Source organism: Methyloglobulus sp., from assembly GCF_964779595.1.
In genome coordinates this window covers 1-12,840 of record NZ_CBAROL010000019.1, presented here as the reverse complement: position 1 = coordinate 12,840, position 12,840 = coordinate 1, and the positions used below count along the sequence as shown (strand labels likewise).

The window sequence follows — 12,840 nt, the reverse complement described above, 5'->3', positions numbered from 1 at the left end:
AAGTTGAGCCGCAGGTTGAAAACTTATCGCTAGGATGGCTACAAGTCAACGTGACGGCAAAACAAAATTACACTGGATGAAAGCCCTGGTAGTCCATTATGTACATCGGGCTTGGTCATTCAGCTTAAGTCGCTCGTTAAGTAATGATTTAGGAGGTAAAAACAAAAATAAACAACTTGGTGCATAGTATATATAAGTCTTTATTGGTTAACAATGTGGCTATTAAGTAATGAATAGTTTCTTATAAAGAAACTATATGCGCTTGCCAGCCAAACAACCGCGCAAAGCGTTTGTTGTTCAATAAACAGTTTAATTGTTATACTCACACAGTGTAATCTACAATCTAACTTGCATAAGAAATGCGGAGTCTACGCATGATTGATGTGAGCATACGAAATGTAGACTTTGGTGGCAATACCAACCTGTGCGGGAAAATATGACGGCTAAACATTCCAGACCCACTTCACCCCACCTACAAGTTTATAAATTGCCGCTGACCGGCCTTATTTCTATCTCGCACCGCATTACCGGTGTCCTGCTGTCCGTAGGGTTGCTGCTGGTTGTCACGCTTTTTTGTGCGATTTCACAAGGCGCGGATAGTTATGCCGCCATGCAAAGCGTGTTTAACGTCTGGTTGGTAAAATTGATTTACTGGGGATTTATTTACGCGCTGTTCTTTCACTTATGTCACGGCGTTCGGCATTTATTTTGGGATATTGGCGGAGGCTTCGCGCCAGATAAACTAAATTGGTATGCCAAAATTGAATTAGCAGTGGCGTTTGCACTCACTTTAGCCACTTGGATTTTCATTTAGCCCATGATGAATAAACTAGCCATATTTGCAAAAGGTGCAGCAACATCGGCGACTCGGCACTGGTTGATGCAGCGTGTTACGGCAATCATCCTGATCCCATTAACTTTTCGTCTTATCGTTTTCCTCAATCTGTGTATGACTGCGCCGTATCAGGAAACCGTGGCGTGGTTGAAGTCGCCGTTAAATACGATCTGCATCGAGGTTTGGTTGCTTGCCGTTTGCTATCACTCGGCAATAGGTTTACAAGTCGTCATTGAAGATTATGTTGCCAATCAAGAACGTCAAGTTAAGTTAATTAAAGCAATCAATCTGAGTTTTCTATTTTTGGCTGTTGCGGCATTATTTTTTATCTTTCGCATTATGTAACCCATAAAACTTATCAGGACGACGCATGGCTAGCGATTACAAGATTACCGAACACGAATACGATGTCATCGTGGTCGGAGCAGGCGGAGCAGGATTGCGCGCAACATTAGGGATGGCTGAAAGAGGTTTAAGCACGGCCTGTCTCACCAAAGTGTTCCCAACCCGCAGCCATACCGTCGCTGCCCAAGGTGGTATTAGCGCCGCACTCGGCAATATGGGTGAAGACGATTGGCGTTTCCACATGTACGACACCATTAAAGGTTCGGATTGGTTGGGCGACCAAGATGCCATCGAATATATGTGCAAGGAAGCCATTCCCGCCGTCATCGAACTCGAACACTACGGCGTCCCGTTTTCCAGGCGCGAAGACGGCAAGATTTATCAACGCGCTTTTGGTGGCATGACCACGCATTATGGCAAAGGCCAAGCCCAGCGTACTTGTGCGGCGGCAGATAAGACAGGCCATGCCATTCTGCATACTTTGTACCAACAATCCTTAAAACATAATGCGTTGTTCTTTATTGAATACATTGTGTTGGACTTGATTATGCAGGACGGCGAATGCCGTGGTGTGCTGGCATGGTGCCTGGATGATGGTTCGCTACACTTATTCAAAGCCCACATGACCGTTTTGGCAACGGGTGGATATGGACGCACTTACTTTTCTTGCACATCCGCACATACTGTTACAGGTGACGGCAATGCGATGATATTGCGTGCGGGTTTGCCCTTGCAGGATATGGAATTTATCCAATTCCATCCCACTGGCATTTATGGCGCGGGTTGTTTAATCACCGAAGGTGCAAGAGGAGAGGGTGGTTATTTGACGAACTCCGAAGGCGAAAAGTTTATGGCGCGTTATGCGCCTCATGCGAAAGACCTTGCCTCACGCGATGTGGTCAGCCGAGCTATCCAAATTGAAATTAACGAAGGCCGAGGGCTGGGCGAACACAAAGACTACGTTCACTTACACATTGAACATCTTGATCCAACTGTTATCCATGAACGTTTGCCTGGCATTGCCGAAACATCAAAGATATTTGCCGGAGTCGATGTCACCAAAGACCCAATTCCGGTACTTCCCACCGTGCATTACAATATGGGTGGTATCCCGACCAATTATAAGGCAGAAGTCGTGACGTTGGCGGACGGCAATCCCGATAAAGTCGTTCCAGGTTTGATGGCGATAGGTGAAGCGGCCTGCGTCTCAGTGCATGGTGCTAACCGTTTGGGTTCCAACTCCTTACTGGATTTAATCGTATTTGGGCGTTCTGCCGCAATCCGCGCTGCTGAGATCATCAAACCGAAAACGAAACACAAGCCTTTGGCAAAGACCGCTTGTGATAAGGCATTAGCTCGTTTCGATAAGTTTCGACATGCCAATGGCAATCATCCTACCGCAGAGATTCGCTTGAATATGCAAAAAACCATGCAAAACAAAGCGGCGGTGTTCCGAACACAAAAAACAATGGACGAAGGCATAACCATGATGAAAGACATCATGCAATCATTGGGCGATGTCAAAGTCACCGACAAGTCATTGATCTGGAATACCGATCTGGTCGAAACCCTGGAGTTGGATAATTTACTGTGCCAAGCGATGGTGTCAATTTCTGCCGCCGGTAATCGCCAGGAAAGCAGGGGCGGTCATGCACGGGAAGACTTCCCTAAGCGCGACGATGTCAACTGGATGAAACATACCTTGACGTGGTTAGATAAAGATAAGGTCACGTTCGGCTACCGTCCCGTACATTTGTATACATTAACGGATGAAGTCGAGGTGGTCATGCCGAAAGAGAGGGTCTACTAATGGCTGAATTTACCCTGCCCAAAAATTCTGTCGTGGCTAAAGGCAAAACCTTTACAGCGCAAGAAGGCACGAAAAACATCCGCCGATTTGAAATCTACCGATGGGATCCTGACACAGGCGAAAACCCGCGCATCGACATTTACGAACTGGATGCCGACCTGTGCGGAACAAAGGTATTGGATGGCATCATCCATATTAAAAGCGAAATCGACAGTACCTTAACATTCAGGCGTTCCTGCCGCGAAGGGGTTTGCGGCTCTTGCGCCATGAACGTCAATGGCAAGAATTCGCTGGCGTGTACCAAGGCGATTAGCGATTATCCCGATACCATCAAGATTTACCCGCTGCCGCATTTGGATGTTGTCAAAGATTTAGTGCCGGACATGACTCATTTTTATGCCCAATATGCAGAAATAAAACCCTGGTTAACTGCCAATACCACACCCCCTGCAACAGAACGTTTACAAAGCAAAGAAGAGCGCGACAAACTGGATGGCTTGTATGACTGCGTATTATGCGCCTGTTGCTCCACCAGTTGCCCCAGCTATTGGTGGAATAGCGAGAAGTACCTGGGCCCTGCGGTCTTGTTGCAGGCCTATCGTTGGTTGGTCGATAGCCGCGATGAAAACACCGAAGAGCGGCTAAACCAGCTTGACGATGCTTATAAATTGTACCGCTGCCACACCATCATGAACTGCACCGATACTTGTCCTAAAGGATTGAACCCTGCCAAAGCCATCGCGGAAACCAAAAAACTTTTGGTTCAGCGGAAAGCGTAATCGGCATTTTCTATGGACGAGTTGGCAAAATTGAGGTGGCAATGTCGAAGAGGTTCTAAAGAACTGGATTTGCTGCTAATTCATTATCTTGAAACGCGCTATCCGATTGCCGACAAAGAAGAAAAAGCCCGTTTTGCCGAAATACTAAAACTGGATGATGCCGAGTTAATGATGCAACGAGATGTTTATTGGAGTTGCCCACCTCAAAAATAGGTCATATTTTAACCTGACAATCGTTAAACTCAGCTTGAGCTTATTCGCTCAAGCATCAACATAGCTAGAGCTGGTACACTACCGACTCTTATTCCAGCTTATAGAAAGATCATGACCATTCAATGGTATCCAGGCCACATGCACAAGGCGGGGCGAGAGATTAAAGAAACTCTTGTTCAAGTCGATGTGGCGATTGAAATCCTGGATGCGCGGATTCCGTTTAGCAGTGAAAATCCCATGTTGGCGAGGTTGCGGGGCGACAAGCCGTGCATCAAGGTGCTGAACAAAAGTGACCTTGCCAATCCCGACATCACGCAGCGTTGGCAAACCTACCTGGAACAGCAGAAAGGCGTAAAAACGCTGGCGTTGTCCATGGATCAGGCTGATAAAATCAAACAACTGACTGATCTTTGCCGCAAACTTGCCCCAGCGGATAAAAGCGAAGGTAAGCTCATAAATGCCCTGATTATGGGCATTCCAAACGTTGGTAAGTCTACATTAATCAATGTGTTAGCAGGCAAAACCATCGCAAAAACTGGGGACGAACCCGCCGTCACCAAACATCAGCAGCGTATAGCAATTGGCGATAACGTGGTCTTACTGGATACGCCGGGTATGCTCTGGCCGAATCTGGAAAATAAAAATACCGGTTATCGCTTGGCAGTCACGGGAGCCATCAAAGATACGGCAATTAGCCATGACGATATTGCTTTTTTTCTGCTGGAGTATTTGTTAGAAAAATATCCAGACATGCTAAAAACTCGCTTCCAGCTTGATAGTTTGCCAGCCACCGCACAGGAATTGATAGCCATTATTGGAAAACAGCGGGGATGCCTACGCGCAGGTGGATTAATTGATGTAGACAGGGTTGCTAAAATTCTATTGAACGAATTGCGTTCAGGCACACTTGGGCGAATCAGCTTGGAAACGCCAGAAATGATGGAAGTAGAATTGGTAGAACTGGCGGTGATTCAGCAGATAAAGGCCGAAAAAAAACAGCAGCGCAAAGCCAAAAAATAGTAATGATATGTTTTAATCTATTGAATTAAAACATTTATTATTTTATGCTCTCCGAGCTTACCCCTTTATATTCGCCTAATCTTGTTGTTATCAGCAAATTGCCTATAATCAACACAGTTAAAATTTGTTGGAATCCAAGTCATGACCGAAGTAGAAAGACGACAATCGCCCCGATTTAATCCGCAAGGCTTAAAAGCCAATATTATCTTCGAACCACCACATGAGCCTGCTAACCTGCAAGGTGAGGTTGTCGATATAAGTCATACAGGTGTTAAAATCAAATTAAATTCGCCAGCCGCCGCTGGTTTGAATGGCAAGGTCAAGATACAACTTTTTTTACCTGAATCAGGCATCCCGTTCTCCATTAGCGGAATCCTTAAATACCACAATAATTCCGATGAATTAGGACTTCATTACATGGATTGTCCGGTCGTAGAAGCGTTAGACAGCTTTATGTTTGAGTGTGTCAAGTTGTCAAAAACTTGAAAAATATCAATAAATTAGAGTGAAATACATTGGGTGTTTCGCCAAGAATGTCGGAACACGGCTAACGCCGCTTTATTTACGGGTTATCAAAAACCCAAGCAATTATCTGGAGTAAATACCATGAGCAAAGAACAAAAAAGTAACAAAGAAGACAAGAAACAACCTGCCCTGAGTCCGAAAGAAAAGAAAGCGGCTAAGAAATCCAAGAAGGATTCTAAGGGTTAATAAAGTTTGTAGGCGGTTGTATATAATAAGTTTTATGGGAATGCGTAGGGCGGAAACTGGCAGGTGTTCCACCTAAAACATCGGAACAAGGCTAACGCCGCTTCCGACTTGCCGAACTATAAGCGAAATCGACTTTTGTTCAGAAATGATGAATTTTGCATATTTTCGATAAGTTCCCTAATTTAATACGTCGCTCAGAATAGCTACTGGCTTGAATATTGCGCTGTACACCTAGTGGTACAAGTTTAGCTTCGACGTTATATACATCGAACGCCCCGTTCACAGCAAATGCGAGCCGATATTCATTCTGCCATGAAAATGACGAAAGCTTAGAAAGTGCAATCTTCTCAGGTAATGCCCAATCAATAATTGGTGGCTCATATGGTTTGTAGTACTTCACTAGGCTATATTCCAAGTGCTTATTTTTTATGGATGGCCTTCGATTTAAAGCATTTTGGATTAAACCAATAAACAACATTGGTTTCAGTATTTCAATACAAGATTTTGCTTCAAATTTCTCGGCAAGAATTCCGCTACAGGTTGTGCTTAAGCAGTAGACGAATATGTCATCTTCTTTTGCAATCGATTCGAAAGTATGTGCTAATGGTATTTCTTCACCAGTATCAACTTTTGTGATTTTCAAGCCATCAATTGGCAGATGTATTTTGGTTCCTTCGTATTCATCTCTTCGCACATTTTTGTCCTCAAAGTCTCGGTAGTAAGACAATGGCCGAAATAATATTTCTCCACGTTTTATAAACGATTCGACGTATTCTTCAGAGCTATAGCGAAAGAGACTTTGTTCGACTGTGTTTTAACGTGTTTGCTTAAAACGGTTTCACCACCGCTAAAATAACAATCGCAATCAAAAACAGCACCGGCACTTCATTCATCCAGCGGTAAAAAACATGCCCGTGCTGGTTGCGGTCGTATTTGAAATCCAGTAGCCACTTGCCGCAGATAATATGGTAAATAAATAGTACAGCCAATAAGCCCAGCTTGGCATGTAGCCAGCCACTGCTGCCATAAACATCCCAGGCATAACTGGCGAGCATCCAGATCCCGAAGACAAAGGTCAAGATCATGCCCGGTGTCATGATGCCGAAATAGAGCTTTCGTTCCATCACTTTAAAACGCTCAATACTGATCGCGTCGTCGCTCATGGCGTGGTAAACAAATAAGCGTGGCAGGTAAAACAACCCAGCAAACCAGGTCACCATAAAAATCAAATGTAAGGCTTTTAACCAGAGCATAATTTATCCTTTGAGTAAATGTTGAATGCGGTTTTGCATATCTGTTAGCTCAAATGCACCAACGACACGTTTTGCAACCGTGCCATCACCACCAATCAGCAACGTCGTCGGGGTTGCCCACACCCGACCAAATGCCCTGGCATGTTCCGAGCTAAGATCAAGCACAACAGGATAAGGCAATTTACGTTCCTTGGTCATGGCGACAACTTGATTCGGAGGATCATAAGCCATTGCAATCGCAATGATTTCAAGCCCTTGCGGATGAAACTGCTGATACAAAGCAAGTAAATGAGGGATTTCCTTGATGCAGCTAGGGCAATTCGTCGCCCAAAACGTGATGAGGACGGGCTTTCCCTGCAAGTCTTGCAATGCCAAATGCTTCCCGGTAATCGTGGTAAAAGTTGTCTTTGGTGTAAAAGTATATTTCTCGCTTCTCGCCATCCATAAGGCAAGCGCGATCAACGCTATCAACATGAATCCTCTTAGCCACGGATTGGTTTTAACACGTTGTAAGTTCACATCTAACATATCCCGATTATACCAAAGCTGGTAAACTATTGGATTTTTAGCGTCTTTTCTTTTGGTTTTTAACATACATGAAAAAAATCCTTATTTCCGACAAATTGGCAGAAGCCGGCATCAACTATTTAAACGAACAAGCCGAGTCCGGCATTAAAATTCACATCGAAACCGGCCTTGATGAAGAAGGGCTGTGTAACATCATCGGCGAATACGATGCCTTATTGATTCGCAGTGATACCAAAGTCACCAAAAAAGTGCTGGAAGCCGCCAAAAACCTGAAATTAATCGGCCGCGCTGGGATCGGTGTAGATAACGTCGACATTCCCATGGCAACCGAAATGGGCGTGATCGTTATGAACACCCCTGACGCCAATGCCACCACCACGGCGGAATTGGCGATTGCCCACATGATGTCGTTGAGCCGTCGTTTGCCCGCTGCTGACCGTTCCGTACGCGCCGGCAAATGGGATCGTACGTTGGTTGGTGCGGAAATCGCCCATAAAACCTTGGGTATCGTCGGTTTTGGAACGATAGGCCGGATCGCTTCTACACGTGGGTTAGGTTTAAGAATGGACGTGATTGCATACGATCCGTTTGTTGCCCCAGAAATATACGCAGAATACGGTGTTGAGTCTGTCAGCCTCGACGATTTGGTCAGCCGCGCCGACTACATCACCTTGCATTGCCCATTAATCGAAAAAACCAAAAACCTCATCGGTGCAGCGCAGTTTGCCAAAATGAAAAAAGGCGCTCGTATTATCAATTGCGCCCGTGGCGGCTTAATTGACGAAAAAGCCTTGTACGATGCACTTAAAAACGGCCAATGCGCGGGTGCAGCGCTCGACGTTTATGAAAACGAACCGCCAGCCGGATCGCCATTGTTGGAATTGGAAAACATCGTGTTTACCCCTCACTTAGGCGCATCAACGTCAGAAGCGCAAGTGGCGGTGAGTGTTGAAATCGCACGGCAAGCGGTGTTGTTCTTGAGAACGGGCGAAGCGGTTAATGCGCTCAATTTGCCAAGAGTATCGGCAGAAGATCTCAATAAGTCGCATGATTTTATGAATTTAGCCACAAAATTAGGCAAAATATTGGCTGGATTAGCCAACCAGCCTATCACAAAAATAGAAGTGGCGTTATACGGCAAAGCGGCTGATGCGGCGGTGCGTCCAGTTTCGGTTGCCGCCCTGATTGGGGTGTTGAGCGGTCAGGTTTCCGCTCCCGTCAATCGCGTGAATGCCGAAAATATTGCCAAGCGTCAAGGCATTGCCTTGGTTGAGTCGGTTTCACAAGACTCGCCAGATTACGTATCACTTATCAAGGTAACTGCACATTGTGCCGATCAAAGCATCTCGCTTTCTGGTGCTTTACTCGGTGGTCGCCAGCCGCGTCTGGTTTGCATTAACCATTTTGATATTGAAGTCGTGCCAGAAGGCACATTGATCGTTACCCGTCATGACGATAGGCCAGGCGTTATTTCCCAGATCAGTTCGGTTTTGGGCAATGCCAATATCAATATCACCCGTATGCAAGTGAGTACGGTAGATGTCAAAGACCAGGCAATGGCGGTTATTAGTGTGTCAGAGCCAGTGTCCGATGCCATCATGCAGCAAATTTGCAATCTCACTCCCGTGTGCAATGCCAAGCAAATTAGCCTATGAGCTATGACGTAATCTGCTTTGATTGCGATAGCACCTTAAGCAAGATAGAGGGTATAGACGAGCTGGCGCGACGAGCAGGTTGTTTTGATGCAATGGCTAAACTGACCGATTTAGCCATGAACGGTGAACTGCCGCTGGAAGCCGTGTATGGCAAACGCCTGGAAACTATCAAGCCGGATAAAACTAGTATCGATTGGGTAGCCGACTTGTACATAAAAGAAATCGTTAATGGTGTAACAGAGGTGTTCGCCTCATTGTCGGCACGCGGCAAAGAAATTCATATCATTAGCGGCGGTTTACGGCAGGCAATTCTACCTTTGGCAAAATTCTTAGGATTACCGGAAGACCATGTCCATGCGGTCGATATAGTTTTTAAGGATGACGGCAGTTATCGCGGCTATAACGAAAAATCCCCGCTAGCACGATCAGGCGGCAAATCTGAAATTTGCAAGCAATTGTTGAATGGCAAGCAATCTCTGGTATTAATTGGCGATGGCAAAACCGACATGGAAGCCAAGCAACCTGGGGTGACGGTGATTGGTTTTGGTGGGGTTTGTGATCGTCAGATTGTGCGCGAAGTTGCCGATTATTTTATTGCCGAAACTGATTTAAAAGCGATTCTTCCTTTAATCTTATGATTTTATTTAGATGTTTTGAGGGACTCATTTCATGCTATCGCTCAATTGTCGAGTAATTCTTTTATCCTTCAATGGTATTTTATCGACTCCAGAGCATTGTGAGCCTAGTGAAAACTATTGGGAATTAATTGGCGAACGCGGAACCGTAATAGAAAAAGTCAACGAGAGAGGTCGAGTTCTCGTCAAGTTTGACAATACTGTATCTGATCTTGGTCTTCAGTGTCACAATCCTATTCCGAATAGCTTGTATATACTTGAAACGGATCTTAAAAAAGCTTAAACAACTTACTCGAAAAACACGAAATATTTTTATCGCTCCCACACTCAGTGACACTGTCATTAAGTTAAGCAATGCGGAGTCAAAAAACATGTTTTTTGATTCCTTATAAACAGTGAATGCCGACGCGCAAACCTAGGTTTGCACTCCAAGTTAACGATGTCTCAACGCTTAATTTATTAGCAGTGTCACGGAGCGTGGGAATAACGAAGGATCATTAATAGGACGAAATAGTCGCGTAGGCTGCATTCCATGCACCAAACACGGCTGATGGTGCGTACAACGCACACTACGAATTGAAAATATTATCTTAAACATCAGAAATACACAGAGAGAAAAGTAACAATGGCTGGACACAGTAAATGGGCTAACATCAAACACAGGAAAGCCGGGCAAGATGCCAAGCGCGGCAAAATCTTTACCAAAGTGCTGCGTGAAATCACCGTCGCTGTAAAGACCAGCGGGGCGGATGCCGCCAGCAATCCCGCCTTACGTACCGCAATTGACAAGGCGCTGGGCAATAACATGAAGCGTGACACCATCGACACCGCCATCAAAAAAGCCTCCGGTGCATTGGAAGGCGCAAATTACGAAAACGTCCGCTATGAAGGCTACGGCCCAGGCGGTACGGCGGTGATTGTCGATTGCCTGACCGACAACCGCAACCGCACCGTCGGCGAAGTCCGCCACGCCTTCACCAAAGCCGGCGGCAACTTGGGTACGGATGGCTCCGTGGCTTATCTATTCAACAAATTAGGCATCCTCAGTTATGCGCCCAGCGTGGACGAAGATGCCCTGATGGAAGCCGCGCTGGAAGCAGGCGCAGAGGATGTAGTCACTTATGATGATGGTTCTGTAGATGTGATGACAACACCGGAAACTTATCTTTCTGTTAAAGAAGCCTTGGTTACAGCGGGATTCGAGCCGGATAACGCCGAAGTCACGATGCAAGCAGCAATCCAAGCTGAGTTGGATGCCGAAACCGCCGAGAAAATGATGCGCCTGATTGACCGTCTGGAAGACCTGGATGACGTGCAGAATGTCTATTCCAATGCGGATATTAGTGATGAGATTATGGAAGGGTTGGAGTAAACCAAAAAACAAGTTAAACAATCACAGCATATCGTTCCCACGCTCCAGCGTGGGAACGCAACCCCAGACGCTCCAGCGTCCAGTCCAATAATACAACCGACAAATGGGAAGAAGCCGTTACACCATAACCGAACCCGATAAGCCACACTTTATGACCTGTACCGTAGTAGAATGGTTGCCTGTTTTTACACGCCCGGACACGGTAGAAATCTTGCTGGATTGTTGGCGTTACCAACGGGAAAACGAAGGCTTAAAACTCTACGGTTACGTCATCTTAGAAAACCATTTACACTTTATCGCCCAGGCAAAAAATTTAAACAAATGCGTGAGTAGTTTCAAATCGTTTACTGCCCGGAAGATTATCGACTATCTTAAGCTACAGAAAGCAGAGATGTTGTTGACACGATTGCGTTTTGCCAAACAAGCCCACAAGCAGGATAGGGAATATCAATTTTGGCAGGAGGGCGTACATGCCGAACTGATATTTAGCGAGACGATGATGCGCGAAAAGTTGGACTACATCCATGCCAATCCCGTAAAACGCGGTTATGTAAACCTGCCAGAACATTGGCGCTATTCGAGTGCGAGTAATTACGCGGGGCAAGTCGGCTTGATGGAAATAGATGTTTGGTGAGACGTGACGCTGGAGCGTCCAGGGCTGCATTCCCACGCCGGAGCGTGGGAACGATGAATTTTAGTTAGCCCTCAATCGATAGGGCTTTAGGGTGCGAATTCAATATGCAAAATGGAGATTGATAATATGGGTTTAATGAAATGGCTCACAATTAGGCAAGAGAATAATAAGACAAAGGAAAAAGTAAGGCTTTTTCGAATAATGATCCGGGACCATATCAATGAGTATCTTTACAATGGGGAGGGCAGATTACTCTCTAATCATACCGAAGAATTCAAGCAATACTTAATTGATGAACTTGAACGCATGATTCAGGAAATTAATACCGCCGATTTTCCAATACTCGCGCTTCGAAAACTATTGTCATCGCTAGTTTTATCATTTGCATCCTATATGGTTCTTGCATTAACTGAAGAAGAAAAAAAAGCAATGGAGGATTATGCAGAAGTCCCATGGATTAGTGGACAGCTATACCATAACTTGCCAGCTATAAGTGAATATTCTGAGGAACTCAAGAAAGCTCGCTGGGATGGCAATATCGCGGACGATGATCTACACGATTATTGTTATGCGCAAGGAAGGAAACTATTGTTTTACGCCAATGGGTTGCATTATTTTCGAGTGGTTTTTGACGACACAGCAGGAGACAAAGATTGGTTTAGACCACTAATTGTCGCTAATATGATTTGGTGGGAAAATCAATACCGCTTCCTCACGGACATGGAGAACCTGGGGCTGGACATCGTCTTAGGAACGACATATAGCGAATTTGGTAAGTTTGTATATTCAGGAATTAAAAGCCCATTCTATGAGTTTGTTATGTTTTGGGATAAAGTTACGAAGGAACTTGGTTTTCCTGGGCAACACCATTTTCTTCCGGATAGACCAGGATACAATTCAAGCCCGTAGATACCGTCTTAAAACCCAAGTGTCAAGGCTTATTTTACTGCGAAAAGAGGATCAAAAGGTTCGCCTGATTTCAAGATAGCAAAGCTAAGATGAATGAGTTTACGCATAGCGGCGCAGGCGATAGCCTTACCATTCTTGCCA

At 45.3% G+C, this 12,840-nt stretch carries 16 protein-coding genes; 13 read left to right on the top strand and 3 right to left on the bottom strand.

Annotated features, from left to right (window positions below):
- The first annotated feature begins 34 nt into the window (after window positions 1-34).
- From AC1YY3_RS08310 to AC1YY3_RS08275, 8 genes are all read left to right on the top strand, one after another.
- Window positions 35-187, top strand: coding sequence for a hypothetical protein (locus AC1YY3_RS08310; protein ID WP_481824371.1), 153 nt, complete (start codon window positions 35-37; stop codon window positions 185-187).
- Between the two features lie 249 nt (window positions 188-436).
- Entirely contained in the window at window positions 437-814 is a 378-nt protein-coding gene (sdhC, locus tag AC1YY3_RS08305; protein WP_481824370.1) for a succinate dehydrogenase, cytochrome b556 subunit, read from the top strand.
- A gap of 3 nt (window positions 815-817) precedes the next feature.
- Window positions 818-1,180: a succinate dehydrogenase, hydrophobic membrane anchor protein gene (gene sdhD / locus AC1YY3_RS08300; protein ID WP_481824369.1), complete on the top strand. Its 363-nt coding sequence runs from the start codon at window positions 818-820 to the stop codon at window positions 1,178-1,180.
- A gap of 25 nt (window positions 1,181-1,205) precedes the next feature.
- Window positions 1,206-2,990, top strand: coding sequence for a succinate dehydrogenase flavoprotein subunit (gene sdhA / locus AC1YY3_RS08295; RefSeq protein WP_481824368.1), 1,785 nt, complete (start codon window positions 1,206-1,208; stop codon window positions 2,988-2,990).
- Window positions 2,990-3,769, top strand: a complete 780-nt coding sequence (locus tag AC1YY3_RS08290; RefSeq protein ID WP_481824367.1) for a succinate dehydrogenase iron-sulfur subunit — start codon at window positions 2,990-2,992, stop codon at window positions 3,767-3,769. Before sdhA ends, AC1YY3_RS08290 begins: the two co-directional genes overlap by 1 nt.
- 12 nt (window positions 3,770-3,781) lie before the next feature.
- On the top strand, window positions 3,782-3,982 hold the full coding sequence (locus tag AC1YY3_RS08285) for an FAD assembly factor SdhE (protein WP_481824366.1): 201 nt from the start codon (window positions 3,782-3,784) through the stop codon (window positions 3,980-3,982).
- A gap of 111 nt (window positions 3,983-4,093) precedes the next feature.
- Window positions 4,094-5,002, top strand: a complete 909-nt coding sequence (gene ylqF, locus AC1YY3_RS08280) for a ribosome biogenesis GTPase YlqF (RefSeq protein WP_481824365.1) — start codon at window positions 4,094-4,096, stop codon at window positions 5,000-5,002.
- 141 nt (window positions 5,003-5,143) lie between these two features.
- Window positions 5,144-5,488, top strand: coding sequence for a PilZ domain-containing protein (locus tag AC1YY3_RS08275; protein WP_481824364.1), 345 nt, complete (start codon window positions 5,144-5,146; stop codon window positions 5,486-5,488).
- Between the two features lie 364 nt (window positions 5,489-5,852).
- Here the strand turns inward: AC1YY3_RS08275 and AC1YY3_RS08270 are convergent, their stop codons facing one another.
- The 3 genes from AC1YY3_RS08270 to AC1YY3_RS08260 all read right to left on the bottom strand — a co-directional run bounded on the left by AC1YY3_RS08270 (window position 5,853) and on the right by AC1YY3_RS08260 (window position 7,560).
- Window positions 5,853-6,407 carry a hypothetical protein gene (locus AC1YY3_RS08270; RefSeq protein WP_481824363.1) on the bottom strand — a complete coding sequence of 185 codons (555 nt, stop codon included), beginning with the start codon at window positions 6,405-6,407 and terminating at the stop codon, window positions 5,853-5,855.
- A 133-nt stretch (window positions 6,408-6,540) separates the two neighbouring features.
- Window positions 6,541-6,966, bottom strand: coding sequence for a protoporphyrinogen oxidase HemJ (gene hemJ, locus AC1YY3_RS08265; RefSeq protein ID WP_481824362.1), 426 nt, complete (start codon window positions 6,964-6,966; stop codon window positions 6,541-6,543).
- Window positions 6,967-6,969: 3 nt separating this feature from the next.
- Window positions 6,970-7,560 (bottom strand): peroxiredoxin family protein, encoded by a 591-nt coding sequence (locus AC1YY3_RS08260; protein ID WP_481824361.1) that lies wholly within the window; start codon window positions 7,558-7,560, stop codon window positions 6,970-6,972.
- 2 nt (window positions 7,561-7,562) lie between these two features.
- Between AC1YY3_RS08260 and serA the strand changes: the two genes are divergently transcribed.
- The 5 genes from serA to AC1YY3_RS08235 all read left to right on the top strand — a co-directional run bounded on the left by serA (window position 7,563) and on the right by AC1YY3_RS08235 (window position 12,699).
- Complete coding sequence (serA, locus tag AC1YY3_RS08255) at window positions 7,563-9,149, top strand: phosphoglycerate dehydrogenase (protein WP_481824360.1); 1,587 nt, start codon at window positions 7,563-7,565, stop codon at window positions 9,147-9,149.
- A complete protein-coding gene (locus AC1YY3_RS08250) occupies window positions 9,146-9,787 on the top strand; it encodes an HAD-IB family phosphatase (RefSeq protein WP_481824359.1) in 642 nt (213 codons plus the stop codon). The genes serA and AC1YY3_RS08250 overlap by 4 nt, the downstream gene beginning before the upstream one ends.
- A gap of 622 nt (window positions 9,788-10,409) precedes the next feature.
- Entirely contained in the window at window positions 10,410-11,156 is a 747-nt protein-coding gene (locus tag AC1YY3_RS08245) for a YebC/PmpR family DNA-binding transcriptional regulator (protein ID WP_481824358.1), read from the top strand.
- A 103-nt stretch (window positions 11,157-11,259) separates the two neighbouring features.
- Window positions 11,260-11,790 (top strand): REP-associated tyrosine transposase, encoded by a 531-nt coding sequence (locus AC1YY3_RS08240; protein WP_481824357.1) that lies wholly within the window; start codon window positions 11,260-11,262, stop codon window positions 11,788-11,790.
- A 126-nt stretch (window positions 11,791-11,916) separates the two neighbouring features.
- On the top strand, window positions 11,917-12,699 hold the full coding sequence (locus tag AC1YY3_RS08235) for a hypothetical protein (RefSeq protein ID WP_481824356.1): 783 nt from the start codon (window positions 11,917-11,919) through the stop codon (window positions 12,697-12,699).
- Window positions 12,700-12,840 lie beyond the last annotated feature (141 nt).